The 26,853-nt window shown below is 56.8% G+C and carries 26 protein-coding genes, 2 tRNA genes and 1 pseudogene; 12 read left to right on the top strand and 17 right to left on the bottom strand.

What is annotated here, in order from left to right; all coding sequences use genetic code 11:
* Positions 1–51: 51 nt before the first annotated feature.
* The 5 genes and pseudogenes from GVK32_RS05535 to GVK32_RS05515 form a co-directional block, all read right to left on the bottom strand.
* A pseudogene (locus GVK32_RS05535) lies at positions 52–1,415 on the bottom strand (IS3 family transposase).
* Between the two features lie 111 nt (positions 1,416–1,526).
* Entirely contained in the window at positions 1,527–2,768 is a 1,242-nt protein-coding gene (locus GVK32_RS05530; protein ID WP_159866900.1) for an MFS transporter, read from the bottom strand.
* 203 nt (positions 2,769–2,971) lie between these two features.
* The gene (locus tag GVK32_RS05525; protein WP_159866897.1) at positions 2,972–3,265 is read right to left on the bottom strand and encodes a YciI family protein; all 294 of its coding nucleotides are present in this window, start codon (positions 3,263–3,265) and stop codon (positions 2,972–2,974) included.
* 165 nt (positions 3,266–3,430) lie between these two features.
* Positions 3,431–3,518: transfer RNA gene (locus GVK32_RS05520), tRNA-Ser, on the bottom strand.
* A 261-nt stretch (positions 3,519–3,779) separates the two neighbouring features.
* Positions 3,780–4,640, bottom strand: coding sequence for a pirin family protein (locus GVK32_RS05515; protein ID WP_159866894.1), 861 nt, complete (start codon positions 4,638–4,640; stop codon positions 3,780–3,782).
* 113 nt (positions 4,641–4,753) lie between these two features.
* Here GVK32_RS05515 and GVK32_RS05510 point away from each other — a divergent pair, with 113 nt between their 5' ends.
* Complete coding sequence (locus tag GVK32_RS05510) at positions 4,754–5,659, top strand: LysR family transcriptional regulator (protein ID WP_159866891.1); 906 nt, start codon at positions 4,754–4,756, stop codon at positions 5,657–5,659.
* A gap of 158 nt (positions 5,660–5,817) precedes the next feature.
* On the opposite strand, the gene GVK32_RS05505 is transcribed toward GVK32_RS05510, so the two are convergent.
* A tRNA-Ser gene (locus GVK32_RS05505) sits at positions 5,818–5,905 on the bottom strand.
* A 267-nt stretch (positions 5,906–6,172) separates the two neighbouring features.
* Here GVK32_RS05505 and ghrA point away from each other — a divergent pair.
* The 6 genes from ghrA to GVK32_RS05475 all read left to right on the top strand — a co-directional run bounded on the left by ghrA (position 6,173) and on the right by GVK32_RS05475 (position 10,680).
* Entirely contained in the window at positions 6,173–7,111 is a 939-nt protein-coding gene (gene ghrA, locus GVK32_RS05500; protein WP_159866888.1) for a glyoxylate/hydroxypyruvate reductase GhrA, read from the top strand.
* 84 nt (positions 7,112–7,195) lie between these two features.
* Complete coding sequence (locus tag GVK32_RS05495; RefSeq protein WP_123707418.1) at positions 7,196–7,933, top strand: phosphatase; 738 nt, start codon at positions 7,196–7,198, stop codon at positions 7,931–7,933.
* A gap of 22 nt (positions 7,934–7,955) precedes the next feature.
* Positions 7,956–8,510, top strand: a complete 555-nt coding sequence (locus GVK32_RS05490; RefSeq protein WP_041144937.1) for a molecular chaperone — start codon at positions 7,956–7,958, stop codon at positions 8,508–8,510.
* A gap of 102 nt (positions 8,511–8,612) precedes the next feature.
* Positions 8,613–9,104: a DUF1097 domain-containing protein gene (locus GVK32_RS05485; protein ID WP_123708387.1), complete on the top strand. Its 492-nt coding sequence runs from the start codon at positions 8,613–8,615 to the stop codon at positions 9,102–9,104.
* 395 nt (positions 9,105–9,499) lie between these two features.
* Complete coding sequence (ymdB, locus tag GVK32_RS05480) at positions 9,500–10,024, top strand: O-acetyl-ADP-ribose deacetylase (protein ID WP_041144939.1); 525 nt, start codon at positions 9,500–9,502, stop codon at positions 10,022–10,024.
* 65 nt (positions 10,025–10,089) lie between these two features.
* Entirely contained in the window at positions 10,090–10,680 is a 591-nt protein-coding gene (locus tag GVK32_RS05475) for a TetR/AcrR family transcriptional regulator (RefSeq protein ID WP_159866885.1), read from the top strand.
* 50 nt (positions 10,681–10,730) lie between these two features.
* Here GVK32_RS05475 and mdoC read toward each other — a convergent pair whose 3' ends face one another.
* Complete coding sequence (gene mdoC / locus GVK32_RS05470) at positions 10,731–11,894, bottom strand: glucans biosynthesis protein MdoC (RefSeq protein ID WP_159866882.1); 1,164 nt, start codon at positions 11,892–11,894, stop codon at positions 10,731–10,733.
* 252 nt (positions 11,895–12,146) lie between these two features.
* Here mdoC and mdoG point away from each other — a divergent pair, with 252 nt between their 5' ends.
* From mdoG to GVK32_RS05455, 3 genes are all read left to right on the top strand, one after another.
* On the top strand, positions 12,147–13,700 hold the full coding sequence (gene mdoG / locus GVK32_RS05465) for a glucans biosynthesis protein MdoG (RefSeq protein WP_200842834.1): 1,554 nt from the start codon (positions 12,147–12,149) through the stop codon (positions 13,698–13,700).
* Positions 13,693–16,221 (top strand): glucans biosynthesis glucosyltransferase MdoH, encoded by a 2,529-nt coding sequence (gene mdoH / locus GVK32_RS05460; protein WP_159866879.1) that lies wholly within the window; start codon positions 13,693–13,695, stop codon positions 16,219–16,221. Before mdoG ends, mdoH begins: the two co-directional genes overlap by 8 nt.
* A gap of 66 nt (positions 16,222–16,287) precedes the next feature.
* Positions 16,288–16,515, top strand: coding sequence for a YceK/YidQ family lipoprotein (locus GVK32_RS05455; RefSeq protein ID WP_041144943.1), 228 nt, complete (start codon positions 16,288–16,290; stop codon positions 16,513–16,515).
* Here the strand turns inward: GVK32_RS05455 and GVK32_RS05450 are convergent, their stop codons facing one another.
* The 3 genes from GVK32_RS05450 to GVK32_RS05440 form a co-directional block, all read right to left on the bottom strand.
* Positions 16,516–16,902: a MysB family protein gene (locus GVK32_RS05450; protein ID WP_045854824.1), complete on the bottom strand. Its 387-nt coding sequence runs from the start codon at positions 16,900–16,902 to the stop codon at positions 16,516–16,518.
* 91 nt (positions 16,903–16,993) lie between these two features.
* Complete coding sequence (gene mdtG / locus GVK32_RS05445) at positions 16,994–18,244, bottom strand: multidrug efflux MFS transporter MdtG (protein ID WP_159866876.1); 1,251 nt, start codon at positions 18,242–18,244, stop codon at positions 16,994–16,996.
* Positions 18,245–18,392: 148 nt separating this feature from the next.
* Entirely contained in the window at positions 18,393–19,316 is a 924-nt protein-coding gene (locus GVK32_RS05440; RefSeq protein WP_123707422.1) for a Kdo(2)-lipid IV(A) acyltransferase, read from the bottom strand.
* 209 nt (positions 19,317–19,525) lie between these two features.
* Here GVK32_RS05440 and GVK32_RS05435 point away from each other — a divergent pair, with 209 nt between their 5' ends.
* Positions 19,526–20,590, top strand: a complete 1,065-nt coding sequence (locus GVK32_RS05435) for a rhodanese-related sulfurtransferase (protein WP_159866873.1) — start codon at positions 19,526–19,528, stop codon at positions 20,588–20,590.
* On the opposite strand, the gene GVK32_RS05430 is transcribed toward GVK32_RS05435, so the two are convergent.
* From GVK32_RS05430 to mdtH, 7 genes are all read right to left on the bottom strand, one after another.
* On the bottom strand, positions 20,576–20,689 hold the full coding sequence (locus tag GVK32_RS05430; protein WP_071844905.1) for a DUF2770 family protein: 114 nt from the start codon (positions 20,687–20,689) through the stop codon (positions 20,576–20,578). The two genes, GVK32_RS05435 and GVK32_RS05430, sit on opposite strands and share 15 nt — an antisense overlap.
* Positions 20,690–20,765: 76 nt before the next feature.
* Positions 20,766–21,884, bottom strand: a complete 1,119-nt coding sequence (gene solA / locus GVK32_RS05425; RefSeq protein ID WP_159866870.1) for an N-methyl-L-tryptophan oxidase — start codon at positions 21,882–21,884, stop codon at positions 20,766–20,768.
* 125 nt (positions 21,885–22,009) lie between these two features.
* The gene (bssS, locus tag GVK32_RS05420) at positions 22,010–22,264 is read right to left on the bottom strand and encodes a biofilm formation regulator BssS (RefSeq protein ID WP_159866867.1); all 255 of its coding nucleotides are present in this window, start codon (positions 22,262–22,264) and stop codon (positions 22,010–22,012) included.
* A 392-nt stretch (positions 22,265–22,656) separates the two neighbouring features.
* Positions 22,657–22,908 (bottom strand): DNA damage-inducible protein I, encoded by a 252-nt coding sequence (gene dinI, locus GVK32_RS05415; protein ID WP_041144950.1) that lies wholly within the window; start codon positions 22,906–22,908, stop codon positions 22,657–22,659.
* 71 nt (positions 22,909–22,979) lie between these two features.
* Positions 22,980–24,026, bottom strand: coding sequence for a dihydroorotase (pyrC, locus tag GVK32_RS05410; protein WP_132510994.1), 1,047 nt, complete (start codon positions 24,024–24,026; stop codon positions 22,980–22,982).
* Positions 24,027–24,148: 122 nt separating this feature from the next.
* Positions 24,149–24,709: a lipoprotein gene (locus GVK32_RS05405; RefSeq protein ID WP_041144952.1), complete on the bottom strand. Its 561-nt coding sequence runs from the start codon at positions 24,707–24,709 to the stop codon at positions 24,149–24,151.
* Between the two features lie 113 nt (positions 24,710–24,822).
* Positions 24,823–26,031: a multidrug efflux MFS transporter MdtH gene (gene mdtH / locus GVK32_RS05400; RefSeq protein ID WP_159866864.1), complete on the bottom strand. Its 1,209-nt coding sequence runs from the start codon at positions 26,029–26,031 to the stop codon at positions 24,823–24,825.
* Positions 26,032–26,260: 229 nt separating this feature from the next.
* On the opposite strand from mdtH, the gene rimJ reads away from it, so the two are divergent.
* A complete protein-coding gene (gene rimJ / locus GVK32_RS05395; protein WP_159866861.1) occupies positions 26,261–26,845 on the top strand; it encodes a ribosomal protein S5-alanine N-acetyltransferase in 585 nt (194 codons plus the stop codon).
* Positions 26,846–26,853: the final 8 nt, after the last annotated feature.

The raw sequence follows: 26,853 nt of genomic DNA, 5'->3' as shown, positions 1-26,853 counted from the left end.
CAATGCAAAGTCCGGGAAATGGACTGACCCCATAAAGTTGGACAGTTCATGTTAAGCAGCTTTCAGGACCTGGGTTCGGTATTCTACCGGACTCAGGCCTTTTAATTTCAGGCTTATTCTTTCGTTGTTGTAGTAATGGATATATTCCTCTATCGCCTCCCTCAGTTCGCTGAGACTCCCGAACTGGCTCAGATAAAAACACTCCGATTTCAGCGTACCGAAGAAGTTCTCCATTACAGCATTATCCAGGCAGTTTCCTTTGCGCGACATACTTTGCGTTATGCCCTGTGCCTTTAAATTTGCATGATAGGCTGCCATTCGATACTGCCACCCCTGATCCGAGTGCAACAACAGGGCATCTTCTGGACTGAGCTTTGCGAACGCATCACGCAGCATGGTATTCACCATTTCCATCACCGGTCTTTCCGACAGGCTGTATGAGATGATTTCCCGGTTAAAAAGATCGAGAACCGGTGACAGGTACAGCGTTTTACCCTGTATCGAGAACTCTGTAACATCCGTTACCCACTTTTCGTTGGCTTTTGATGCACTGAAGTTCCGACTCAGGATGTTGGAGGCTGCCTTGCCCGCTTCCCCTTTCCAGGCGCGATATTTCTTCACCCTGATAAGCGACCGGAGTGACAACTCTGCCATCAGCCGTTGTACTGTTTTATGGTTCACCAGCAGCTCCTGCTTTCTCAGTGAGAGCGTGATCCTGCGGTAACCATAACGCCCTTTATGATGGTGGTGTATCTCTCTGATTTTGTCTTTCAGCCCGGCATACCTGTCCACTCGCTTCAGCGCGTTCATATTGTGATACCACGTACTGCGGGATATCCCCGCTGCACGCAGAAGGTCACTAAGCGCATACTTACGCCTTAGCTCACTGATTATTGCGGCTTTTTGCCGTTTTTCTCGCTTTGAACTAAGGCCTTCAGCTTTTTTAGGTAGGCATTCTCTGCACGCAGGTAACGGAGCTCAGCCCGCAGCTCTTCGGGAGATAACTTTTCCAGCGCCTCATCGGTAAGTGGGGATGCTTTTTTGGGTTTTGTCATGCCTTTGCTCCGGCCGGGTTTTATGCTCAGAAGTCCATTCTCACCAGCGTCTTTGTAGACATTAACCCAGTGCCGGACAACGGTCTCGTTTGAGATATTAAACCGTGCGGCAGCTTCGTGCATTGAACGTTCTTCACCGAGAACAGTCCGGACAACAGCAAGCCGGAATGCCGGAGAATGGCGGTCATTTTTCCATGTAATGCCATCAATACCGTGTCATTGCCAGGCTCTGACCCAGCGACGAACGGATGTTCTTTCGACACCAAAACGTTCTGCGGTCCGTTGTGTCCCGTCATTGCCGCAGAGGTAATGGCTGACCACAGCCATTCTGGTTTCGAGGGTGTATTTTGGCTTCGCCATAAAAAACTGCACCTTACTCAGTTGGGTGTCCAACTTTTGGGGTGCAGTCCACATTTGCGGGCTTTGTTTTTTCTGCGCGGGGCATATCCCGACACCGACGCGGTTCTTGGCTTAGCCAATCGCCCCCAGCGTATCTTCGCTGCCCTGCTTTTTCGGCAGCAGGTACAGGGTGGCGAAAATATCCAGCAGATAGAGCAGGGCCAGCAGGGTGATCGCCGCGGTAAACGACCAGTGGCTGACGAACAGGCCAATCACCAGCGGCCCAAATCCGCCGACGCCGCGCCCGAGATTAAACAGCACGTTCTGCGCGGTGGCGCGCACTTTCAGCGGGTAGGTATCGGAGATAAGCGCCCCGTAGCCGCCGATCATCCCGTTGACGAACATTCCCATCAGCGCCCCGGTAAACAGCATGACGATGGGGTCGCGCAGCTGGGCGTAGATAATCACCATCACCACCGCGCCGACCTGGTAAATAAGGAAGATTTTCCAGCGCGGGAAGCGATCCGCCAGCACGCCAAACAGCCAGATGCCGAAGGTCATCCCCACGACGGTGACCGCCGTCCACAGTCCGGATTTGGTCAGCGAAAAGCCAAAGCTGGAGGAGAGATAGCTGGGCATCCAGATCATCAGGCCGTAGTAGCCAAAATTCTGCACCGAACACAGGATCAGAATGCCGATACTGGCCTTCGAGGTGGCGCTGTCGGCAAACAGCATCTTGATCCGCGCCGTGAACGACATTTCCTCAGCGACGCGGCTATCTTTGGTAAACGCCTCGGGTTCGCCCATGCCGCGGCGTATGGCAAACGAGACCAGCGCCGGCAGCAGGCCGACCAGAAACATCCCGCGCCAGCCGATGATGTCCAGCAGGAGCGGCGTGATAAAGGCGGCAAGCAGGACCCCTAGCTGCCAGCCGATGCCGACCCATGCCGAGGCCCGGTTGCGCTTATGGGCGGGCCAGACTTCGGCAATCAGCGCCATGCCGATACCGAATTCGCCGCCGAGCCCCATACCCGCCAGGGTGCGATAGGCCAGCAGATCCCAATAGCCTTGGGCGACCGCGCAAAGACCGGTAAAAACGGAGAACATCAGGATCGTGAAGGTCAGGACGCGAATGCGCCCGAGGCGATCGCTGAGGTGACCAAATAGAATCCCGCCCAGCACCGCGCCGATGAGCGTCCAGGTGACGAGAGAACCCGCCTGAGAGGTGCTGAGCGCCAGAGAAGCGCTGATTGCCGGCAGCATGAAGCCGAGGATCAGCAGGTCGAAACCATCCATTGCGTAGCCGCTGATCGCCGCGACCATGGCTTTAGCCGGCGTCACGCCGCGTTTGTTTTGTGGGGAAGAGAAGGTCATGTCCAGGCCTTAGGATTAAATTGTGCGCCAAGTATAGATTTGTCAGCGATCGTAATCTACTGCAAAAAGGGGCCCAGGGTCAGGAGGCGCGAGCGAAGCCGGAGCATCGCCAGATGCCCCGGCGTATCGATAAACGAGACGAAATAGTGATGAATAGCGGGCACCGCCCCTGGGAGAGGAAAGCAGGGCTTTGTGATGTCGTTTTACAGCAGGTTTTGTAATGAGGGAGCGGTCATCGTGGCTTCAAAAGGGATGATATCGGCCCTGGCAACGCCTGATTGCTGGAAAGGATCCTTGCTGAGCGTGGCGTGCAGCGTTTCCATATCATCGCCCCAGGCGAGGGTCACGCCACCGGAACGCGGTATTTTGCGACCCGAGGCCAGAAACAAGCCGTCGGCATACCCCTTTTTAAGCCACTCCACGTGCGCGGGAAGCGGGACGTCAACTTCATCCAGCGGTTCAACGTAAGTCAGAACCACAACGACAATCGTGCTCATTTTTATATCCGTATTTTTGTTGGGTATATAAAAAAAGTAGCATAGGGAGACCAGGGCCGGTAGCCGGATGAGTGCGGTTTCGTCTCGGGGGGGCGCTCCCTGCGAATGGGGGAGGCAACATGCGAAAAAAAAGCCCGTACTTGCGTACGAGCTCTTCTTCAAATATGGCGGTGAGAGAGGGGTTCGAACCCTCGATACGTTGCCGTATACACACTTTCCAGGCGTGCTCCTTCAGCCACTCGGACACCTCACCATATTGTTTCGCTGCACACCTTGGGTGGGCAACGGGGCGGTACTATAGGGAGTTGCGCTAAAACGGTCAAGCAGTATTTATTCTTTCCTTACCGTTCGCTCAAGCAATGAACACCGCCCCGGCAAAAAACGCCGGGGCGGTGGCTTTAGCGCTGTGAAGCAAGCTGTTCGCTAACGCTTATCGCTTCCTGAGTGCGCCGACATCACCGGAAGGGAATCGCTAACTTTGGCAAGAGCAAGCATATTATCCCCCTCCATCGCCTCAGATTTGGCCAAAGCGGCCGCTATTAAAATCACGCACCGCTTCGGCGATTTGCGTTTTGCTGTTCATGACAAATGGGCCATAGCCGACGATAGGCTCACCCAGCGGTTCGCCGGCCAGCAGCAGGACTTTGGCATCAGAGGCCGCGCTGAGATGCAGTGTTTCACCCTGCTGGCTCAATACCACCAGCTGTCCTTCGCGCGCATTTTCAGCGCCGTTAACGCTAATCTCACCTTCAAGAACAACCAGCGCGGTGCTCCAGCCGGCAGGCTGGCGTAACGAGACGTCGTGCCCCTGCGTCAGCTGCATATCCCAGACGTTCAGCGGGGAGAAGGTGCGTGCCGGTCCGGAAACGTCGGCGTAATCACCGGCGATGACCCGAACGTGGCCTGCATTATCCGGCAGCGCGACGCGGGGAATGAGGTCAGCGGTGATGCTCTGGTAGCCGGGCGCGGCCATTTTGTCTTTGGCCGGCAGGTTGACCCACAGCTGGATCATCTTCAGCTCGCCGCCGGTACGGGTAAATTCCGCCGAGTGGAACTCTTCGTGCAGGATCCCGGCGCCCGCCGTCATCCACTGCACATCGCCGGGGCCAATCACGCCGCCTCTGCCGGTTGAGTCGCGGTGCTCAACTTCACCCGAATACACGACGGTTACGGTTTCAAACCCGCGATGCGGATGCTCGCCGACGCCGCGTTTGCCGCTTCCCGCCGGGAAGCTGTGCGGACCGGCATAGTCCAGCAGCAGAAAGGGGCTCAGCCGTTCGCCGTGCGTGGTGTAGGAAAACAGCGAGCGAACCGGGAAACCATCGCCCACCCAGTGCTGCGCAGGCGCGGTGTAGACGCCGGTAATCTGTTTCATTGCTCTCTCCTGGCTACGTGTTTCGATATCGATAAGCTTAGATGCGTGGCTAATGCCCCGGTAGATAGCAAAAATGACCTATACTGTTCTGAAAATGGAACAACGGGGGAAGGATGCAGGATCTCAACGACTTAGCCTGGTTTGTCCAGGTGGTGGATCATGGCGGATTCGCCGCTGCGGGTAGGGCGCTCGATCAGCCGAAATCGAAACTAAGCCGCCGCATTGCCCAGCTGGAAGAGCGTCTCGGCGTGCGCTTGATTCATCGCACCACCCGGCAGTTCGCAGTCACCGAGATCGGCCAGGCCTTCTATCAGCACTGCAAAGCAATGCTGATCGAGGCGGAAGCGGCGCAGCAGACGGTTGAAACGCTGCGGGCCGAACCCTGCGGAAGCATCAGATTGACCTGTCCTGTCACCTTGTTGCATGCCCACGTCGGGCCGATGCTGGCGCGGTTTATGCTGCGCTACCCGAGCGTCAATATCCTGCTGGAGGCCACCAACCGGCGGGTCGATGTGGTCGGCGAGGGGATCGATGTCGCGATCCGCGTGCGGCCGCGGCCCTTCGATGATAGCGATCTGGTGATGCGCGTGCTGGCCGATCGCGGGCACCGGCTGTTTGCCAGCCCGGCGCTGGTGGCGCGCATGGGGCAGCCGCAGGCACCGTCTGAACTGAGCGAGTGGCCGGGGCTGAGCCTGGGCGCCGGAAAACATCAGCATAAATGGCAGCTGACCGGTCCGCGGGGGGCGCGCGCGGAGGTCTATTTTACGCCGCGAATGGTGACCACCGACATGCTGGCGCTGCGGGAAGCGGCGATCGCCGGCATTGGCATTGTTCAGCTGCCGCTATTAATGGTGCGCGATCGGCTGGCGGCGGGTGAGCTGGTGGTGGTACTCGACGAGTGGCAGCCGCGCCGGGAGGTGATTCATGCGGTTTTTGCCTCACGCCGCGGTCTATTGCCGTCGGTGCGCGCGCTGGTGGATTTCCTCAGCGAAGAGTATCAGCGTATGGAGGAGGATTAGCGCAGGGGCGTGGCGTTTGCTGGCGGTAATTAATGCCGGAATGATGCGTTGAAAGGTCGGTATGTTATCGGTCATCGGCAGAGCGCCGCTCAGGCTGCGGAGGCTGCACAATGGACGAAAAAAAAGCCCGTACTTGCGTACGAGCTCTTCTTCAAATATGGCGGTGAGGGAGGGGTTCGAACCCTCGATACGTTGCCGTATACACACTTTCCAGGCGTGCTCCTTCAGCCACTCGGACACCTCACCATATTGTTGTTCCCGTTGCTGCCGGGACGGGCGCTAATTTAGGGAAATACGTATCTCTCGTCAATCAACTTTTTTAAAAAAGCGCGTGTTTAGCCAAACTTCACGCAACTTGCTGGCGAAATGCACGACAATCGTTTTTTTTGCCACCACTCTCTTTTTACCCGCCGGCCAGTCGAAATTTGCTATGCTGGCAAACCAATAGAAAACAACAAGTAAAATACGGCGCTAACGCAAACCTGCTTAAGACATTAGCTATCAGGAGTCACAATGGAGATTATCTTTTACCACCCGACGTTTGATATCCCGTACTGGATTGCCGAGCTGGAAAAGCAGCTCCCCGGTTCGCGCGTACGCGAGTGGAAGCCTGGCGACGATCGGCCCGCCGATTATGCGCTGGTCTGGCACCCGCCGGTGGAAATGCTCCAGGGCCGCGACCTAAAAGCTGTCTTTGCGCTCGGCGCGGGGGTGGACTCGATCCTCAGCAAACTGCGCGAACATCCGCAGATGCTGCCGCTATCGATTCCGCTGTTCCGCCTGGAAGATACCGGTATGGGGCTGCAGATGCAGGAGTATGCGGTCAGCCAGGTGCTGCACTGGTTCCGCCGGTTTGACGATTATCAGGCGCTGAAGCAGCAGGCGCGCTGGCAGCCGCTCGATGAATATCGGCGCGAAGATTTTACCATCGGCATCATGGGGGCCGGCGTGCTCGGCGCGAAGGTTGCGCAAGGGCTGCAGGCATGGGGCTTCCCGCTGCGCAGCTGGAGCCGCAGCCGCAAGTCGTGGCCGCAGGTGCAAAGCTTTGCCGGGGCTGATGAGCTGAATGAATTCTTGCGCGAAACCCGGGTCCTGATCAACCTGCTGCCCAACACGGCGGAGACCGTCGGCATTATTAATCAGCAGCTACTGGCGCAGCTTCCGGACGGCAGCTATGTTCTCAACCTGGCGCGCGGCGTTCATGTCGTTGAAGACGATCTGCTGGCGGCGCTGGAAAGCGGTAAACTTAAAGGCGCCATGCTCGATGTCTTCAGCCGCGAGCCGCTCCCGGCAGCAAGCCTGCTGTGGGCGCATCCGCGAGTAGCAATGACGCCGCATATCGCCGCGGTGACGCGGCCGCAGGAAGCGATTGCCTATATAGCCGGTACGATTAGCCAGCTCGAACGAGGGGAAACGGTCAGCGGGCAGGTCGATCGCCAGCGCGGTTATTAAAAGAGAACCCCGCTGCGGCGGGGTTTTGCTAATCATGCGTCCTGATTCCTGCTATTCTTGCCACAAACAGAGAAGGAGATTGTGATGTATCCTGTTGACCTGCACATGCATACCGTCGCCAGTACCCACGCCTACAGCACCCTGCACGATTACATTGCCGAAGCAAAGCGCAAGGGGATCAAACTCTTTGCGATCACCGACCATGGCCCGGATATGGCCGATGCGCCGCACTACTGGCACTTCGTCAATATGCGCATCTGGCCGCGGCTGGTGGACGGCGTTGGCATTTTGCGCGGTATTGAAGCCAACATTAAAAATATTCACGGTGAAATTGACTGCTCCGGTCCGATGCTCACCTCCCTGGACCTGTTCATTGCGGGCTTCCATGAGCCGGTCTTTCCACCGCAGGACAAAGCAACCCATACCGAGGCGATGATCGCCGCGATGGCAAGCGGCGCGGTGCACATTATCAGCCACCCTGGCAACCCTAAATTCCCGGTCGATATCCCGGCCATCGCCGAAGCGGCGGCAAAATACCAGGTGGCGCTGGAAATCAACAACTCCTCATTTATCTCTTCACGCGTAGGCAGTGAAGATAACTGCCGGGCCATCGCCGCCGCGGTGCGCGATGCCGGAGGCTGGGTGGCCCTCGGCTCTGATTCGCATACTGCCTTTACGCTGGGCGAATTTGGGGAGTGTCGCAAGATCCTCGATGAGGTGAATTTCCCCGAGGAGAGGATCCTTAACGTTTCTCCGCGCCGGCTGCTGAACTTCCTTGAGTCTCGCGGGATGCCGGCGATCGCTGAGTTTGCCGATCTTTAATTTGTCTAACTGGAATAAATGAATGAACGAGTTTTCAATCCTCTGCCGCGTGCTGGGCTCCCTGTACTATCGTCAGCCACAGGACCCGCTGCTGGTGCCGCTGTTTACCCTTATTCGTGAAGGCAAGCTGGCGGCAAGCTGGCCGTTGGAGCAGGATGAGCAGCTGGAGCGCCTGCAAAAAAGCTGCGACGTGCAGCCGCTGGCCGCCGATTACAACGCGCTGTTTGTCGGCGAAGAGTGCGGCGTCCCGCCGTATCGTAGCGCCTGGGTTGAGGGTGCAACGGAGGCCGAAGTTCGCGGTTTTCTGAGCGAGCACGGGATCCCAACCGGAGAGGGGCGAGCTGACCATATTGGTTCCCTGCTGCTGGCCGCTTCGTGGCTTGAGGATCATGCGACGGAAGATGAAAGCGAGACCCTGGAAACGCTGTTTGCCGACTATATTCTGCCGTGGTGCGGGATCTTCCTCGGCAAGGTCGAGGCCCATGCGGTGACGCCTTTCTGGCGGACCATGGCGCCGCTGACGCGCGAGGCGCTCTCCGCCATGTGGGATGAGCTGCAGGAAGAGAACGAAGAATAAGTGTGATTCATATCACAATTAAAATGCAACGCGGAGTGCATAATTTCAGATAGCGTGCTCAGGATCGCATTTGAAGGGTGCCTATCTGCTATGATACGCGCCATGAACATACTTCTCGCAATTGCAATAACGACGGGCATTCTCTCCGGGATCTGGGGATGGGTGGCGGTTGCGCTCGGTCTGCTGAGCTGGGCTGGCTTTCTCGGCTGCACGGCCTATTTTGCCTGCCCGCAGGGCGGCCTGAAAGGGCTGCTGATCTCTGCCTGTACGGTGATGAGCGGCGTGATATGGGCCCAGGCGATCGTCTACGGCAGCGCGCTGGCGCCGCATCTGGAAATCCTCGGCTATATGATAACCGGCATCGTGGCGTTTCTGATGTGCATTCAGGCGCGTCAGGTGCTGCTCTCCTTCGTGCCCGGAACCTTTATCGGCGCCTGCGCAACCTTTGCCGGCGGCGGCGACTGGCGTCTGATTGTACCTTCTCTGGCGCTGGGGCTGGTTTTTGGCTATGCGATGAAAAACAGCGGACTCTGGCTGGCGGCGCGGGCGGAAAAGAGTAAATCGTTGGCCCACGAAACCCCCGACGAAGCCTAAGCGACATTATGCCGTACTGATAAACAGGATCACAGGTCCTGTTTTGCTTTTCTGTCAATCACCTTTTCCTGCTTGCGCAGCGCTCCTTTGCGCCACGGCGGGCGTAACCCCCCCGGACTTTACTCTCGAAGCCATTTTATTCGATGGCTAATCATATTGTTACGCCCTGATCCGGGTGAAAAATTGAACGGATTGCCGGTCGGCAGCCCGCAAAACGGAGCCTGGATGTTGAAAACGGCGAATCAGTACAATTAAAGTATATTAATCCGCAACATACCCTTGCTATTCTGGCAACCGAATATCGCGCATTGCCGGGCCTCGGGGTTTCGTCCTTGGGGCCGTCATGCGATATTACCGCTAAGCTTTACTTAAGACGTTTGCCGACAGGAGGCGAAATGGCTGTTAAACCTGAGGTTATTCTCGGAGACATCACGACGCTGGCGGTCGATGTTATCGTCAACGCTGCTAACCCTTCACTGCTCGGCGGCGGCGGGGTTGACGGCGCTATTCATCGAGCCGCCGGGCCGGAGCTGCTGGCCGCGTGCAAAATAGTGCGTCAGCAGCAGGGCGAGTGCGCTCCCGGTCATGCGGTGATCACCACCGCCGGCCAGCTCCCGGCCAGCGCGGTGATTCACGCCGTTGGGCCGGTCTGGCACGGCGGCGATCGCCAGGAGGCTGAACTGCTGGCCGATGCCTATAAAAACAGCCTGCAGCTGGCGGCGGCGAATAGCTACCGTTCTATTGCCTTCCCGGCGATCAGCACCGGTGTATACGGCTACCCTAAGCAGGCTGCGGCGGAGATCGCCGTGCGGACGGTGAACGCCTTCCTCACGCGCTACAATCCGCTGGAACGCGTCTGCTTTGTCTGTTTTGATGCCGAAACGGCTGAGATTTATCACCGCCTGCTGCAGGCACAATAGGCGCAGCGCAGCCGACGCTGCTGGCCAGGCAGGCGTCGGCAATTATCAATGAAGGAGATCTGTTGGTGGCTGAGGGAAAGGTAGCGCAAAAGCAGCTCGTTCGTCGGGCGGAGATTGTTTCTGCGGCACAAGCATGTTTTGCCGCAAAAGGGCTCCACGGCGCATCCGTTGCCGATATTGCCCGCGAGGCCGGGCTTAGCGTAGGGCAGCTGTACCGCATTTTTGCGAGCAAAGAGGAGATCATCGAGGCGATAGTCAGCGAAATTGTTCACGCCAGGGTGGAGGAGATAATTCGCGGCAATCACGACCTTGAGCGGATGGCATCGCTGCTGGCTGGCGTTATACCGCCGTCGGCCGCCACGATAACCGACAATTATCTGCTGATGGAGATTAACGCCGAAGCCTCGAGAAACCCGCGCCTGCGCGAAATTTTACAGCAGGCCGACCGGCGCCTGAAAGAGGAGGGCGGTCGGCTTACCCGTCACTCTCATCCCGAGATGTCGGCGGAGCAGATCGATGCCGCCAGTGAACTGATTGCGATATTAACCGAGGGCGCGGCGTACCGTCGCGAGCTGACCACCGCAGCGGAGGCCAATAAGCCGGCGATGGCCGCGCTCTATCGCGACCTGTTCCAGCTTCTGTTTGACAAAAAATAATCTTCGCTGGCCTGCCCCGGGGCCGCGCGCCTGGCGCAGCCCCGACGGGGCTATCCGTTGGCCGAAACCTGCGGCTTCGGCGTTTTAGTCTGGAATTTCCCCGAAAAGAGGAAGCGCAGCAGCGGGATCCGCAGATGAATTTCGTAGAGGATCACCGCAATGCCCACCACAAAAATCAGCCCGGCAATAAACCCTAAGGCGTTTGATTGGATGGCAGGAGCAATCCACGCGCCGTACAGCAGGGTGAGCGGGTGGTGCACCAGATAAATAAACAGCGAGGCATTGACAAAATAGGTCACCCGCGCCGACTGGAAGTTCAGCAGGCGGTGCCCAAGGGAAAATACCACGTTAACCATCCACAGTCCGAGCACCATGGTAATGACGTACTCGGTCTCAAACATCCACGCGTCCCCGGAGCCGTACTGCTGGTTCAGGCGGTAGGCGATAAAGCCCAGCAGGGCCCCGACGTAGCACCACGGCGACGGCCGGGTGAAGAGCGCTTTCAGGCGCGGGTTGATAAAGGTCTGCGCGCCGAGAATGAAGAACGGCAGGTAGAACAGGGTCTGCATGACGATAAAATTAAACAGGCCGTTGCTGAGAATCGGCGGGTAGAGAATAAACAGCGTGCGGCGGATCAGTGCGTAGAGCACGCCGAGCGCGAGGAAAATCATCGACAGCTGAGACAATGTGACAGTGTCACCAAAACTCGGGCCGCCTTCCGTGCGGCGCCCGGTGAGCCATTTGAACAGCACCACCCCGAGGGTGGTCAGAACGACCAGCACCAGTAAAAACCACAGATGCGAGATCAGCTCCCAGGCGAGGGTGTTGAATTTGTCGTACCCTGAGAGCGCGTGCCAGCTATCGGCTTTCCCGTTGACGTACTGCAGCATAATAAACTGCGGCAGGGTTAGAAGCGGAATGGCGGTTAACAGGGGAATGCCCACGCGCTCGACCCGCACTTTCCACCATTTTTTTAGCGGATAGCGAAGAAAAAGCATGTAGGAGAAGTAGCCGGAGATGACAAAGAAAACCTGCATGCGAAAGGCATGAATAAAATCGTTGAACAGCGTCAGCCACCACGAGGGTTCGGCGCTGTTAACATGCCAGCTGTGGCTGGAATAGATAAGCGATATGTGAAAGGGTATCCCCAGCAACATTAACCATGCGCGGATGCTATCGAAGAAATATTCACGTTCTACTGGCGCGTTATTCATACAGTTTCACTACTTTCTCAGACAATTCGTCTTATCACTCAAGGTGATAACGTTTAAATTCTCAGCAACCCTACATCAACTCTGGATACCTGTCTCCAGGATAAGCACGCAAAGTGCAAAAGTGACAGAGAACTGTCCATTACCTGTACTGCTAAGCTGAACAATGCAGGGATTATGTTGTCGGAATGCCTGAATTTCCATTAAAATAGATCGGATCGATTTAAGCACACAAAGGGGGAAGTGCTTACTTATATGAAACATAAACCACAGATGATGAAAATGCGCTGGTTAAGCGCAGCCGTAATGTTGTCCCTGTGTACTTCATCTGCATGGGCGTTTAGCATTGATGACGTTGCAAAAGAGGCAAAATCGTTAGCCGGGAAGGGCTATGAGGCGCCGAAGAGCAACCTGCCCTCCGTTTTCCGTGACATGAAATACGCGGACTACCAGCAAATCCAGTTTAACCACGATAAAGCATACTGGAACAACCAGAAGACCCCGTTCAAACTTGAGTTTTATCATCAGGGCATGTACTTCGACACGCCGGTCACTATCAACGAAGTGACTGTAAGTAGCGTGCATAAGATCAAATATAACCCGGACTACTTCAATTTTGGCAGCGTCCAGCATGACAAAGACACGGTCAAAGACCTTGGCTTTGCCGGGTTTAAAGTGCTGTACCCGATCAACAGCAAAGATAAGAATGACGAAATTGTCAGCATGCTCGGAGCCAGCTATTTCCGCGTACTGGGTCAGGGCCAGGTTTACGGGCTCTCCGCTCGCGGCCTTGCTATCGATACCGCACTGCCTTCAGGCGAAGAGTTCCCGCGTTTTCGCGAGTTCTGGATCGAGCGACCAAAAGCGACCGACAAGCGTCTGACGATTTATGCTCTGCTCGATTCCCCGCGCGCAACCGGAGCGTATCGTTTTGTCATTATGCCGGGTCGCGATACCGTCGTTGACGTGCAGTCCAAGGTTTACCTGCGTGACAAGGTCGGTAAGCTGGGCGTTGCACCGCTGACCAGCATGTTCCTGTTTGGGCCGAATCAGCCCTCTCCGGCGACAAACTACCGTCCGGCGCTGCACGACTCTAACGGTCTCTCTATTCTCGCCGGCAACGGGGAGTGGATCTGGCGTCCGCTGAACAATCCGAAGCATCTGGCCGTCAGCAGCTACGCGATGGAAAATCCGCAAGGCTTTGGCCTGCTGCAGCGCGGACGTCAGTTCTCGCGCTTTGAAGATCTCGACGACCGCTACGATCTGCGCCCGAGCGCATGGATCACGCCGAAAGGCGACTGGGGTAAAGGTAAAATCGAACTGGTTGAGATTCCAACCAACGATGAAACTAACGATAACATCGTGACCTACTGGACGCCGGATCAGCTGCCGGAGCCGGGTAAAGAGATGAACTTCAAATACTCTATTACCTTCAGCCGCGATGAAGACAAGCTGCACGCGCCGGATAACGCCTACGTGATGCAGACCCGTCGTTCCACCGGCGATGTGAAGCAGTCGAACCTGATTCGTCAGCCGGATGGCACTATCGCCTTCATCGTTGATTTCACCGGTGCTGAGATGAAAAAACTGCCGTCAGATACGCCGGTAACGGCGCAGGCGAGCATTGGCGATAACGCGGAGATCGTTGAGAACGCGGTGCGTTATAACCCGATCACCAAGGGCTGGCGTATGATTCTGCGCGTGAAAGTGAAAGATCCGAAGAAAACCACGGAAATGCGCGCTGCGCTGGTCAATGCCGACCAGACGCTGAGTGAAACCTGGAGCTATCAGCTGCCTGCTAATGAATAACATAACCAAGTACATTGACGCCTTACCGCTGTCGGGTGCAGAGAAGTCTGCACTTCCTGATACCAGCCTGAAGGCGGTACATGAAGCGCTGGACGCCGATCGTCACGATTTTCCCCGCGAAGACGATTCTCCTCTGGGGTCGGTGAAAGCGCGGCTGGAGCATAGCTGGCCGGACGCGCTGGCGGGCGATCAGCTCATCAAAGATGATGAAGGTCGCACCCAGCTGCACGCCATGCCGAAGGCGAAGCGCTCCTCTATGTTCCCGGATCCGTGGCGGACCAACCCGGTCGGCCGCTTCTGGGATCGGCTGCGTGGACGCGATGTCACCCCGCGCTATCTTTCTCGTCTGACCAAAGAAGAGCAGGAAAACGAACAGAAATGGCGTACCGCCGGTACCATTCGTCGCTACACGCTGCTGCTGCTAACGCTGGCGCAGACCGTCGTTGCGACCTGGTACATGAAAACCATTCTGCCGTATCAGGGCTGGGCGTTAATCAACCCCGCCGACATGGTAGGGCAGAACCTGTGGGTTTCATTTATGCAGCTGCTGCCGTATATGCTGCAAACCGGCATTCTGATCCTCTTTGCGGTCCTCTTCTGCTGGGTATCAGCGGGGTTCTGGACGGCGCTGATGGGCTTCCTGCAGCTGCTGATGGGGCGCGATAAGTACAGTATTTCCGCCTCCACCGTCGGCGACGAGCCGCTGAATCCGGCGCATCGGACGGCGCTTATCATGCCTATCTGTAACGAGGACGTCGATCGCGTATTCGCCGGTCTGCGCGCCACCTGGGAATCGGTGAAGGCGACGGGCCAGCAGCAGCACTTCGACGTTTACATCCTCAGCGACAGCTACAACCCGGATATCTGCGTAGCGGAGCAAAAAGCGTGGATGGAGCTGATTGCTGAAGTCCAGGGGGAAGGGCAGATTTTCTATCGCCGCCGCCGTCGTCGCGTGAAGCGTAAAAGCGGCAACATCGATGACTTCTGCCGTCGCTGGGGCAGCCAGTATAGCTACATGGTGGTGCTGGACGCCGACTCGGTGATGTCCGGCGAGTGCCTGACCGGCCTGGTGCGCCTGATGGAAGCGAACCCGAACGCCGGGATCATCCAGTCCTCGCCGCGCGCCTCCGGAATGGACACCCTCTACGCCCGCTGCCAGCAGTTCGCTACCCGCGTATACGGACCGCTGTTTACCGCCGGTCTGCACTTCTGGCAGCTTGGTGAGTCGCACTACTGGGGTCATAACGCCATTATCCGCGTAAAACCGTTCATTGAGCACTGCGCGCTGGCGCCGCTGCCGGGTGAAGGCTCTTTCGCCGGATCGATTCTGTCGCACGACTTCGTGGAAGCCGCGCTGATGCGTCGCGCCGGCTGGGGCGTGTGGATTGCCTATGACCTGCCGGGCTCCTATGAGGAGCTGCCGCCGAACCTGCTGGATGAACTGAAGCGTGACCGTCGCTGGTGCCACGGTAACCTGATGAACTTCCGCCTGTTCCTGGTTAAAGGTATGCACCCGGTGCACCGGGCTGTGTTCCTGACCGGCGTCATGTCCTATCTCTCCGCGCCGCTGTGGTTTATGTTCCTTGCCCTGTCGACCGCTCTGCAGGTAGTGCACGCGCTCACCGAGCCGCAGTACTTCCTGCAACCGCGTCAGCTGTTCCCGGTCTGGCCGCAGTGGCGTCCGGAGCTGGCGATAGCCCTGTTTGCCTCAACCATGGTGCTGCTGTTCCTGCCGAAGCTGCTGAGCATCATTCTGGTGTGGTGTAAAGGGTCGAAAGAGTACGGCGGGTTTATCCGCGTGACCCTCTCTCTGCTGCTGGAGGTGCTGTTCTCCGTGCTGCTGGCGCCGGTACGTATGCTGTTCCACACCGTATTTGTGGTCAGCGCGTTCCTCGGCTGGGAAGTGGTCTGGAACTCGCCGCAGCGTGATGACGACTCCACCCCCTGGGGTGAAGCGTTTATGCGCCACGGTTCACAGCTGCTGCTGGGCCTGGTTTGGGCCATCGGCATGGCGTGGCTGGATCTGCGCTTCCTGTTCTGGCTGGCGCCGATCGTCTTCTCGCTGATTCTGTCGCCGTTTGTGTCGGTGATCTCCAGCCGGGCGACCATTGGTCTGCGTACCAAACGCTGGAAGCTGTTCCTGATCCCGGAAGAGTACTCCCCGCCGCAGGTGCTGAAGGATACCGACGCCTACCTGACCCTGAACCGTCAGCGTTCGCTGGATGATGGCTTTATGCACGCCGTGTTTAACCCGTCGTTTAACGCGCTGGCTACGGCAATGGCTACCGCTCGTCACCGCCACGGTCGGATCCTCGATATCGCCCGTGAACGTCACGTTGAGCAGGCGCTGAACGAGACGCCGGATAAACTTAACCGCGACCGTCGTCTGGTGCTGTTAAGCGACCCGGTGACCCTGTCGCGCCTGCACTATCGCGTATGGGCCGCGCCGGAGAAATACTCTTCGTGGGTGGATGCCTATGACAAGCTAGCGCTGAATCCGCTGGCGTTAAAAACGAAGTAAGCCGCACGTTAAGAAAAATACCGGCAATTTTGCCGGTATTTTTTTCTCCAGGAATTGAGGTTACAGATGAGAATTTTGCTGGTCATCGTCATGACCGTGGTACTCAGCGGCTGCGGCAGCATTATTAGCCGCACGGTGCCGGGGCAGGGGCACGGCAATCAGTATTACCCCGGCGTCCAGTGGGACGTTCGCGACTCTCCGTGGCGCTATATCACCATCCTCGACCTGCCTTTTTCGCTGGTGTTCGACACGCTGCTGCTGCCGCTTGATGCGAGCCACGGCCCCTACAATTAGCTAGCGCTCGTCCCACTCATCGGCCGCCGTCTGACCCTCTTCCGTATCCAGAGAGGGTTCAAGCTGAAACTCACCTTCGTCCCATTCATGGAGCGTATTCTCTTCCAGCCACTCCTGGCGGAGCTCTATCTCGTCGTAGTCGCCGTCAAAAACGCTCTGCGCCGCTTCGCCGCTGAGCATCGGCAGGCACTCGCCTTCCCCCTCATCGTCGGCGAAGAACTCGGCCTGCCAGGCGATATCGCCATCCTGCAAGACGTACTTCTGGATATTGAGCTGCTCGACGCTGGCGCTCTCCTCGTCGCTATCCGGATTATTGGCCAGGTACTCTTCGCGGGCCGCATCGATAGCTTCTTCGAGCGTGGCATAGAAAACGGAATCCTTTGGCATGGCTAACCCCCTAAGAAGAATGAGAAATGGACACGATCCAATCTATAGAAGGCGGCGGGCGATGCGTCAAGGGCAAGGACGCTTTGCGGACTTAATTTACCGAACGATCGCCGGAGCCCCGGCCGTCAGAGGGTTCGCTGCTTCGCGGCTGACGTAAGGTGATGGTCGAGTAGATAGCGTTGAACAGCACCACGCAGGCGGTGACCAAAAAGACCGCCCGGAAGCCATAGTTGGCGGAGACGGAGGCGCCGATGAGCGGGCCGGTGACGTTGCCAATATCGCGAAACGACTGGTTATAGCTGAAGATGCGGCCGGCGACCTGGCTGGTGGAGTTGTACACCAGCAGCGTTTGCACCGCCGGCAGCAGCGCACCGTCGGCGGCGCCGAGCAGGAAACGCAAAATGCCCAGCTGCAGCGGGGTCTGGACGAATGACATCGGAATAAGCAGCAGAACGGAGAGGATCAGCGCCACGATGAGGATTTTTTCCGGCCCGATACGATCGCCCAGCCGGCCAAGACGTGGGGCGCTGATCAGGGCGGCAACGCCGGGTACGGAGGCGATCATTCCGCTGATAAACGCAATATTGCTGATATCCCCGCTCAGATCCCGCACGTACAGCGTCAGGATCGGCGCAATCGACCCGGTCGCGACCTGGATAATCAGGGTGGTGACGAACAGGCTGAGCACCAGTTTTGGGCTTTTCAGGGAGGAGAAGACGTCTCTGGCGCTGAGCATCTCTTTTTTAGCCACCGGCACAAACTGCTCGCGAATAAAGAATAGCGTCAGGAGGAAGCATATAAACAGGACGCTGGCGGTGAGAAAGAAGACGGGGCGCAGGCCCCACAGGTCAGCGAGAAAACCGCCGGCCAGCGGGCCAAGTAGGGCGCCGCTGACCGCCCCGGTGGAGAGTGTTCCCAGCGCCCACCCGCTCTTCTGGCGAGGAATTTGGGTGGCGATAAGGGCGTTGGCGTTCGGGATAAACCCGCCTAACAATCCCAGCAGCGCGCGCAGCAGCAGAAATTGCCAGATATTTTGCGCCAGCCCCATCAGCACCATGACGATAGCCATTCCGAGTGCGGAACGGAGCAGCATAATTTTGCGACCTTTTCGGTCGGCCAGGCCGCCCCAGAACGGTGAGGCAACGGCGGAGAAAAGAAAGGTAATGCTGAAGACCAGACCCGACCACATATTGAGGGCACTGTGGCCCGTTACGCCGAGCTGTTCAACGTAAAGCGGAAGGAACGGCATCACGAGGCTGAACGCCGCGCCGGTTAAAAAACAGCCGAACCAGGTGACGGTAAGATTACGTTTCCAGTTAACAGGTAGATCGGCAGACGACATAGGATCCCACTGGCCTGCGCCGCAGGCCAAAAGTTGAAAATATGAGCCTGCTAATTATGCGCCTGAGAAACGGTTGCCGCAATGGAGGAGCGCTTTTAATGCTAAGGTGGTGGCCCCCAAACGGGGGCTTTGGGCGTAATAACGGCAGCTATTCGTAGCGCGAAGGGACGCCGGGCGGGCGCGACTTGAAGCGGCGATGCATCCACATATACTGCTCCGGCGCCATCAGAATGCACTTCTCGACGATGTGGTTCATCCATACGGCGGTCGTCTGCGGGTCATCCAGCGGCGGATCGCACTCCGGCGGCAGAATAATCAGCTCGTAGCCTTTGCCGTCGGGCTTACGCCGCGGCACGAAGGGAACGATGCAGGCTTTCGACATTTTTGCCAGCATCCAGGTACCGGAGGTGGTGGCGGCCTGTTCGACGGCGAAAAAAGGCACAAAGACGCTGGAGGCCGGGCCGTAGTCGTGATCCGGCGCGTACCAGATAACATCGCCTTTTTTCAGCGCCCGCACCATGCCCTTCAGGTCCTTACGGTCGATCATATCCTTGTTGGAACGCAGTCGTCCCCACGTCTGGAGCCAGTCGATAACCGGATTATCATTCGGGCGATAGACGCCAATACCCGGCTCATTCATCCCGAACATCCGGGCGCCCATTTCGAGAGTGAGGAAGTGGATACCGATCAGCAGAATGCCGCGTTTTTGCGCCTGTACGGCCCTGATATGTTCGACGCCGATAGAATCGGTCCAGCGCGCTATGCGGTGCGCAGGCCAGAACCAGGCCATGCCGGTTTCCATCAGGCCCATGCCAACGGATTCAAAATTTTGTTTTATCAGCTGATGACGTTCCTGCTCGCTCTTCTCGGGAAAGCAGAGCTCCAGGTTACGGTAGGCAATTTTTGCGCGCCGGGTCATCAGGCGCATCGCGAGTCGACCCAGGGCGGTACCCAGGCGATAAATCAGCGGATAGGGGAGTTGGACAACGAGCCACAGCAGGCCGATTCCTGGCCAAAGTAGCCAATAGCGCGGATGCAGCAACGCCACGGAAAATTTAGGTAAATGGGTCATCTCATACCTGTTTAATTAAGCAACGCGTTCTATTATCGCATTTTTTTATGGTTCAGCCAAAACCAGCGAACAGGTTGGCATTTATTGTTAAATCATAGCTAAGGTTGCTGTAAAAAATGTAGCGTGAAATGTATGGATGTAAATTAATGCCTTTTACTATATGATGCCGGCCGTTTGTTTTACTCATTTTTATGTCGAGCAGGTACACCATGCCAGTGTTACATAACCGCATTTCAAATGAGACGTTAAAAGCGCAGATGTTGGCCGAGACCGAGCCGCGCACGACGATCTCTTTCTATAAGTACTTCACCATCGTTGACCCAAAAGCGACGCGCGACGCCCTGTGGATTGCGCTGACTAAGCTGAACGTATTTGGCCGTATTTACCTGGCCCACGAAGGGATCAATGCGCAAATCAGCGTCCCGCAAAGCCGAGTTGAGGCCCTGCGCGAATATCTGTACGCCTTCAACCCGGCGCTGGAAGGGCTGCGCATGAACGTCGCCCTCGACGACGACGGGAAATCGTTCTGGGTGCTACGCCTGAAGGTGCGTGACCGAATTGTTGCCGACGGTATCGATGATGAGACCTTTGATTCCTCTGACGTCGGTGACTACCTGAAGGCTGCGGAAGTTAACGAGATGCTGGACGATCCCGATACGGTCTTTATCGATATGCGTAACCATTACGAATACGAAGTGGGGCATTTCGAGCAGGCGCTGGAAATTCCCGCCGACACCTTCCGCGATCAGTTGCCGAAGGCGGTTGAGATGATGCAGGAGCATAAAGATAAAAAAATCGTTATGTACTGTACCGGCGGTATCCGCTGCGAAAAAGCCAGCGCGTGGATGAAACACAACGGCTTCAGCAAGGTCTGGCACATTGAAGGCGGCATTATTGAGTACGCGCGTCGCGCGCGCGAGCAGGGTTTGCCGGTGCGTTTTATCGGTAAAAACTTTGTTTTTGATGAGCGCATGGGCGAACGTATTTCTGACGACATCATCGCGCATTGTCATCAGTGCGGTGAGCCCTGCGATAGCCACACCAATTGCCTGAACGACGGCTGCCATCTGCTGTTTATTCAGTGTCCGAGCTGCGCGGAGAAGTTTGCCGGATGCTGCAGTGAATCCTGTATGGAAGAACATAAGCTGCCGGAAGAGGAGCAGCGTCAGCTGCGGGCCGGGCGTGAGAACGGGAATAAGATCTTCAATAAATCCCGCGGGCGTCTGAATACCAAGCTGGGGATCCCGGATCCTGAGACGTCAGAAAAACCATAGCCAGACGAGGTCGATGATGGCCAGCAGCAGCCACAGAGCGAGATAGATCATAAAGTGCTCGCGGACGTTGTTGATCAGTAAGTCATACAGGCGACGCATAGGATCTCTCAGTGATAAACGGCCTCCGATGAGGCCGTTTTTTTATCGGTGCGGTGGCGGCACCGCGGGTGGGCTATTATTGCTGAAAGCGGGCCAGTGAGAAGGGGGTCAGATCAAACGCTGACGATTCTCCGCGGGCAAACTGGACGGCGATTTCGCCCAAAACCGGCGCAAACTTAAAGCCATGACCGCTCAATCCACTGATGAGCAGCGTTTGCGGATGACCGGGGAGTGTATCGATAATGAAGTCCTCATCCGGCGTATTGTCATAGGTGCAGGATGCGCCGTGCAGGCAGCCGCCGATGCCGGGCAGGACGTTGCGCAGGAAACTGAACGATTCCGAACCGTCCGTCGCCACGCTGCCAAACGGCGTGCGCTCTTGTGCAGTAGAGATAAGCTGCCCGCCGTTGTGCTTGCCGATTTTGAGTTCATTATCTTCCGCCGGGAAGCCGTAGAACTGGTCGCCGTTAGGCAGCTCTCCGGTAAATGCCGGAAAGTTATTTTTGCTGCTGTAGCGGCCATCGGCCTGGAACCAGGCAAAGATTTTGCGCACCGGCTGAACCGGCAGATCCGGCAGCAGGCGCGTCACCCAGGTACCGGCGCTGATCAGCAGTTTTTTAGCGCTGTACTGGCCGTCGGCGGTGTCGATAGTGACGCCGTCCTGGTGATGGTCGATAGCGGTGACCGGACAGTTGAACAGCTGCGCGCAGCCCGCTTCACGGGCCAGGCGAATCCAGGTTTCAATCGCCAGCTCGCTGCGCAGGACGCCTGATGCCGGCTCAAAAACTCCGCGATAGCCCTCAGGCACGCGAATCTCCGGCCAGCGGGCCATAATGGCCTGGGCGTCCATCTCTTCAACGTTGAGCTCAAATTCACGAGCGCTGTTCATGACGTTGGTGAGAAACGCAGACTCCGCCGGGCCAAGATTGATAACCCCGGTACGCTCAAAAACGGCTTCACCGCTGAGGGCCGCCAGTTCATCCCACAGCTGCTGCGCCCGCAGCACCAGAGGGACATATTTTTCACCTTCACCATAGGCGTGGCGGATAAGACGCGTATTGCCGTGATGACTGCCTTCCTGATGCGGAGGCTGGTGGGCGTCGATCATCAGAACGTTGAGTCCTGCGCGACGAGCGTAATAGCCTGCGGCGGCGCCGGTTGAGCCGCTGCCGATAATGATGAGGTCGTATTGCATGGTATGTTCCGGGTTTTTGCTTTATTAGCAGGGTAATTAACAACCCGCACTTATTCAAGCCCGAAAATAAATCAGGCACCAATCGGTGCCCGTTTAGTTAGAGTATATGGATGACAGCAGAATCACTAATGTCTGCGGTACTCATTTATCTGGTATTCACCTGCTTCAATCTTCGCAATACCGGCTTCAAGAATAGAAATAAATTGACGTGCGACGTCCGTCGTCAGCCATAAAGTCTGGCCAATTTCAGCTTCATTACTGCTTTCATGAGTGGGGTTCTGGTAGTGCAGGCGCAACATCAGCGCGTCGTAGCTGTCTACAGTGCTGATGTCCCATCCGACGAGGGGATGGGTCTGGATGACTTCATTATTCTTTTCCATCATAACCCCTTATTCATATGTTAAAAGACAACAATTCTCGAGGTTTAATGCATATTTTTTGAAGCAAGTTAATTATATCAGGAGTTAAGAATAAACTCGAGAAATTAACGCACGCGGGGCGATATTTTCTCTTTTTGCCGCTTTTCTTGCGCAAATTTTGTCCCGCCGTACGTTATTTTGTAAGGAAATAATCAGGAAATTAAAGAAAAGTCTGAGTATTCAGGAAGAGGGAATAAAAAAGCCGGGGCGACCCGGCAAAAGAAGCACAATGAGGGAGCGAATTAATTTGCTGTACCGGTCAGACTTCGAGTCGCATGAGCATGGAACAGGCAAAAACCTCGATGAACGACCTGAGGTATTTTGCGCCGCCGCCTGCATGCAACCCGAATGACTCAGGGTACGTCGTGGATAAACCAGTCATCAGCGCTTTCCCAGGTTTCTTGCAGGATTTCGCTTATCCGGTCTTTATCTTCTTTAAGGCCACCAATAACAGAAAGATTGTTAGCGGTGGCGAAGCGTACGGTTACCTGGCTTGGTTTGGCCGGGAACTGCTGATCGATACGTCGGGAGAGTTCATTATTCAGCGCTTCTAAAGCGCCGCTCGGTAAGGCGGTAGTTTTGGCGATAGACACTTCGATGCGCATGATAGCCCCCTGTGTAATATACTGTTTATTTATACAGTATCGTTTGCGTATTTACAACAGAGGGCAGCGTTTTATTTTTTCATCGTCCAGCGCACTGTTTCACCGGCCAGGAAGGGGACCAGCGTGTCGCCAGGCAGCGCGATGCTCTCTGCCACAACGCTCTCTTCGCGCACCAGTTCAACAAAGGTCTCGTTAACCGGCAGACCGTAGAAGCGCGGGCCGTTAAGCGAGCAAAACGCCTCGAAGTGCTGCAGCGCATTCATCTCTTCAAACACCGTCGCGTAGCTGCCCAGCGCGGTCGGCGCATTAAAGCAGCCGGCGCAACCGCAGCTGGCTTCCTTACGATGACGGGCGTGCGGCGCGGAGTCGGTGCCGAGAAACGCGCGCGTAAAGCCGCTGGCGACCAGCTCGCGCAGCGCCTGCTGGTGAATATTACGTTTGAGGATCGGCAGGCAGTAAAGGTGCGGACGAATACCGCCGACCAGCATGTGGTTACGGTTAAACATCAGATGCTGCGGCGTAATGGTGGCGGCCAGCAGCTCGTTGCCATCGCGAACGTACTCTGCGGCGTCTTTGGTGGTGATATGTTCGAACACCACCTTCAGGCCGGGCAGGCGCTGGCGCAGCGGCTCCATGACCGTCTCGATAAAGCGCGCCTCGCGATCGAAAATATCGATTTCCGCGTGCGTAACTTCGCCGTGGACCAGCAGCGGCATGCCGAGTTTTTCCATGCGCTCAAGCACCGGCATAATGGTATCGATGCTGGTCACGCCATGGCTGGAGTTGGTGGTGGCATTGGCCGGGTAGAGTTTAGCCGCGGTGAAAACGCCGGCCTCAAATCCGCGTTCCAGCTCGGCTGGATCGAGCGTATCGGTGAGGTAGCAGGTCATCAGAGGGGTAAAGTCATGCCCGGCGGGCACGGCGTTAAGGATCCGCTGGCGATAGGCGACGGCGGCTTCAACGGTGGTGACAGGGGGCGCCAGATTCGGCATCACGATCGCCCGACCGTAAAACTCGCTGGTATAAGGCACGACGGTTTCCAGCATATCGTCATCGCGCAGATGGATGTGCCAGTCGTCAGGGCGACGGATTTTCAGTACCTGGGGTTGTGCTGTCATGGAAGGCTCCGGCTAATAGGTTCAGTCATCAGGGCTGTTTTTCACCGGGCACAAAGGATAAGCGTAAACGTTTTCCTTTGCATCAACTTCCGTAAAAAAACGGACGCCTGGCGCCCGTGATGTTAATTGGTGAAGGGGATGATTATCTCACCCGGCTTGACCTCTATGCCTTTCGCGTACTTTTTCGCCAGCGCTTCGCCGGTGCTGGCGTCTTCGCGCAGAACGTAGGCGGGCTGCTGGTTAAAATAGCTGCGCAGGGATTGATTCAGGTAGGGGATCAGCGTCTGCACGACCGACTGCAGCTTCTCCGGCGCGACTTTCGCATCGACGACTTCCATCTCCTGCAGGAAGATCGCTCCTTTTTCCTTGTTGAATACCGGCAGCGCTTTCAGCTTAAGGTCAATCGTGGCTTTTTGATTACCGAACAGCGAATTGAGATCCAGGCTGGCAACGCCGCTCAGAGTCACCTTATTCGGCTCCTCGCGACCAATCGCGCTGGTTAAATTGTGCAGTTCAATATGCGCATCCGCCACGCCCGGCAGGCCGATATCCTTGGCGAAGTGATTACGTTTCTGCAGCGCCTGATTAATTTCCTGTTCGCTTACCGAATACTGCGTAAGCTGGTTACAGCCGCTCAGGAGGCCGCTGACGATAAGCGCGGCCACGATAAACATCTTTTTCATTGGGTTCCTTAACGTAATGCCATGGACTCATCCTGACACAAAGCAGCATGGCCTGCCAGCACCACAGGCGCTAGCGGAAAATGCTGAAAATCAGCCCGGCATGACGCATCGAATCAGGTTCGTGGCTCCAGCATGCCGGAGGCCGAACGCCTGGCGCTGAATTGCCACCACAGGGCGATAAAGGTGATGAAGCCGATAATACCCAGCATCAGCCACGGCAGCTCCGGTTGATTGACCGCTTTACCGGCGTCAAATAGCCACCCGCCGCCGGCGTAGCCAAAGGCCCCACCAAAGGCCAGCCCTAGTCGACTAAAGCCCATATAGCTGCCGCGCGCGCGTGCGTCGGCCAGCGATGCGCCCAGCGTTTCACGCGCCGGCTCGGCGATGATCGAACCCATATAGAAAATGCAAATCAGCGTAAACAGCTGCTGCAGGTTGCTGGTTAAGCCTATCGGCAGCATGGCCAGCGTCATGACCAGCAGGCCGGCCATCAGCCGATGCTCCAGCCGATAGCGTTTTTCACTCCAGCGGGCAATCGGATAGAGCAGCGTCAGGGAGATAGCCGCTTCAATGGCATACATCCATTTGACGGCGGCAGGGGAGCCGGCGATGTCGTTGACCATAATCGGCAGCATCAGCATGACCTGCACCGCCAGCATGTAATAGCCGGTTAGCGTCAGGACATAGGTCACGAAGCGCCTGTCGCGCAGCACGCGCCCCAGCCCCTCGCGCAGCGGCGTTTTCACCGTCGACAGCTTCCACGCCGGGAGATACCAGGCGTTAAAGCCAGCGCAGGTGACGAACAGCGCCGCGCCTACGCTGCAGACGAGGCGGAAATCGTACTGTAACAACCAGCTGCCGAGCAGGGCGCCGATGACCGCGCCGGCGCTGTCCTGCATCATCAGGATCGAAAAGAAGCGGCCGCGCTGATGCGGGCGCACCAGCTTAACCACCAGCGCCGCGCGCGGCGGGTCGAACAGCGTCCCGCCGAGGCCAGATAGAATGCAGGATAGCCAGAGTACCCATGGTTCGTGGGCCACCGCCATCGCGGCAAAGCCGCCCGCGCGCATCAGCATACCGGTGACGATCATCGGCTTGGCGCCGAAGCGGTCGGCAACCGCGCCGCCAAAAATCCCCAGCCCCTGCTGCACCAGCTGGCGCAGGCCGAGGGCGATCCCGACCATCAGCGCGGCCCAGCCCATCTGGTCAACAAAGCGAATTGAAATCAGCGGGAAAACGACAAAAAAACCGAGAACGACCAGCATATTGTCGACCAACAGGAAGTATTTACCCAGGCTCCTTGCCTGCGATACGCGGGACATTTCCCCTCCAGGGAAAATAGAGATTAGCCCCTCTAGTGTGCGGGGAAGGGCGGGCGTTTCCCAGCGAACCTGCGACAATATTTTTTTATCAAAAAGCAAGTTTGATTGAGGCTATTCATCGAAAAGGGGAGATGGTGCAGAAAATGGTATGTTGCTGTTTTCACACCGTCGTTCAGGACAGGTATAGTGAAGGGAGCAGGGTAATAAGTCAGGGGAACAGGAGAGGGGAATGTTTGGCTACCGCAGTAACGTACCAAAGGTGCGTTTGACGACGGACAGGCTGGTGATGCGGCTGGTCCACGATCGTGACGCCTGGCGTCTGGCCGACTACTACGCGGAGAATAAAGGGTTCTTAAAACCCTGGGAGCCGGTGCGCGATGACAGCCACTGCTACCCCTCCGGCTGGCAGGCGCGCTTGTCGATGATTTCGGAGTTTCATAAGCAGGGATCGGCGTTCTACTTTGCGCTCCTCGATCCGGAAGAAAAAGAGATAGTCGGCGTGGCGAATTTTTCGAACGTGGTGCGCGGCTCGTTTCATGCCTGCTACCTCGGCTACTCCATCGGCGAGAAGTGGCAGGGGCAGGGCCTGATGTTTGAAGCGCTGACTTCGGCGATTCGCTATATGCAGCGCACGCAGCATATCCATCGCATTATGGCCAACTATATGCCGCACAACCAGCGCAGCGGCGATTTGCTGGCGCGTCTTGGCTTTGAAAAAGAGGGTTATGCCAAAGATTATCTGTTAATCGATGGCCAGTGGCGTGACCACGTATTGACGGCGTTGACGACACCGGACTGGATCCCGGGTCGCTAAGGAGAGAG

The organism is Klebsiella sp. 18074 (assembly GCF_902705905.1).
Lineage (GTDB): Bacteria > Pseudomonadota > Gammaproteobacteria > Enterobacterales > Enterobacteriaceae > Klebsiella > Klebsiella terrigena.
The sequence above is the reverse complement of the archived record's forward strand: the minus strand, read 5'-3'. Positions and strand labels throughout refer to the sequence as shown.

Excerpts from the sequence above, each read along its gene's own strand:
- GVK32_RS05530 (WP_159866900.1), bottom strand. The coding sequence starts at position 2,768 with ATGACCTTCTCTTCCCCACAAAACAAACGCGGCGTGACGCCGGCTAAA.
- GVK32_RS05525 (WP_159866897.1), bottom strand. The coding sequence starts at position 3,265 with ATGAGCACGATTGTCGTTGTGGTTCTGACTTACGTTGAACCGCTGGAT.
- GVK32_RS05515 (WP_159866894.1), bottom strand. The coding sequence starts at position 4,640 with ATGAAACAGATTACCGGCGTCTACACCGCGCCTGCGCAGCACTGGGTG.
- GVK32_RS05510 (WP_159866891.1), top strand. The coding sequence starts at position 4,754 with ATGCAGGATCTCAACGACTTAGCCTGGTTTGTCCAGGTGGTGGATCAT.
- ghrA (WP_159866888.1), top strand. The coding sequence starts at position 6,173 with ATGGAGATTATCTTTTACCACCCGACGTTTGATATCCCGTACTGGATT.
- GVK32_RS05495 (WP_123707418.1), top strand. The coding sequence starts at position 7,196 with ATGTATCCTGTTGACCTGCACATGCATACCGTCGCCAGTACCCACGCC.
- GVK32_RS05490 (WP_041144937.1), top strand. The coding sequence starts at position 7,956 with ATGAACGAGTTTTCAATCCTCTGCCGCGTGCTGGGCTCCCTGTACTAT.
- GVK32_RS05485 (WP_123708387.1), top strand. The coding sequence starts at position 8,613 with ATGAACATACTTCTCGCAATTGCAATAACGACGGGCATTCTCTCCGGG.
- ymdB (WP_041144939.1), top strand. The coding sequence starts at position 9,500 with ATGGCTGTTAAACCTGAGGTTATTCTCGGAGACATCACGACGCTGGCG.
- mdoC (WP_159866882.1), bottom strand. The coding sequence starts at position 11,894 with ATGAATAACGCGCCAGTAGAACGTGAATATTTCTTCGATAGCATCCGC.
- mdoG (WP_200842834.1), top strand. The coding sequence starts at position 12,147 with ATGAAACATAAACCACAGATGATGAAAATGCGCTGGTTAAGCGCAGCC.
- mdoH (WP_159866879.1), top strand. The coding sequence starts at position 13,693 with ATGAATAACATAACCAAGTACATTGACGCCTTACCGCTGTCGGGTGCA.
- GVK32_RS05455 (WP_041144943.1), top strand. The coding sequence starts at position 16,288 with ATGAGAATTTTGCTGGTCATCGTCATGACCGTGGTACTCAGCGGCTGC.
- GVK32_RS05450 (WP_045854824.1), bottom strand. The coding sequence starts at position 16,902 with ATGCCAAAGGATTCCGTTTTCTATGCCACGCTCGAAGAAGCTATCGAT.
- mdtG (WP_159866876.1), bottom strand. The coding sequence starts at position 18,244 with ATGTCGTCTGCCGATCTACCTGTTAACTGGAAACGTAATCTTACCGTC.
- GVK32_RS05440 (WP_123707422.1), bottom strand. The coding sequence starts at position 19,316 with ATGACCCATTTACCTAAATTTTCCGTGGCGTTGCTGCATCCGCGCTAT.
- GVK32_RS05435 (WP_159866873.1), top strand. The coding sequence starts at position 19,526 with ATGCCAGTGTTACATAACCGCATTTCAAATGAGACGTTAAAAGCGCAG.
- GVK32_RS05430 (WP_071844905.1), bottom strand. The coding sequence starts at position 20,689 with ATGCGTCGCCTGTATGACTTACTGATCAACAACGTCCGCGAGCACTTT.
- solA (WP_159866870.1), bottom strand. The coding sequence starts at position 21,884 with ATGCAATACGACCTCATCATTATCGGCAGCGGCTCAACCGGCGCCGCC.
- bssS (WP_159866867.1), bottom strand. The coding sequence starts at position 22,264 with ATGGAAAAGAATAATGAAGTCATCCAGACCCATCCCCTCGTCGGATGG.
- dinI (WP_041144950.1), bottom strand. The coding sequence starts at position 22,908 with ATGCGCATCGAAGTGTCTATCGCCAAAACTACCGCCTTACCGAGCGGC.
- pyrC (WP_132510994.1), bottom strand. The coding sequence starts at position 24,026 with ATGACAGCACAACCCCAGGTACTGAAAATCCGTCGCCCTGACGACTGG.
- GVK32_RS05405 (WP_041144952.1), bottom strand. The coding sequence starts at position 24,709 with ATGAAAAAGATGTTTATCGTGGCCGCGCTTATCGTCAGCGGCCTCCTG.
- mdtH (WP_159866864.1), bottom strand. The coding sequence starts at position 26,031 with ATGTCCCGCGTATCGCAGGCAAGGAGCCTGGGTAAATACTTCCTGTTG.
- rimJ (WP_159866861.1), top strand. The coding sequence starts at position 26,261 with ATGTTTGGCTACCGCAGTAACGTACCAAAGGTGCGTTTGACGACGGAC.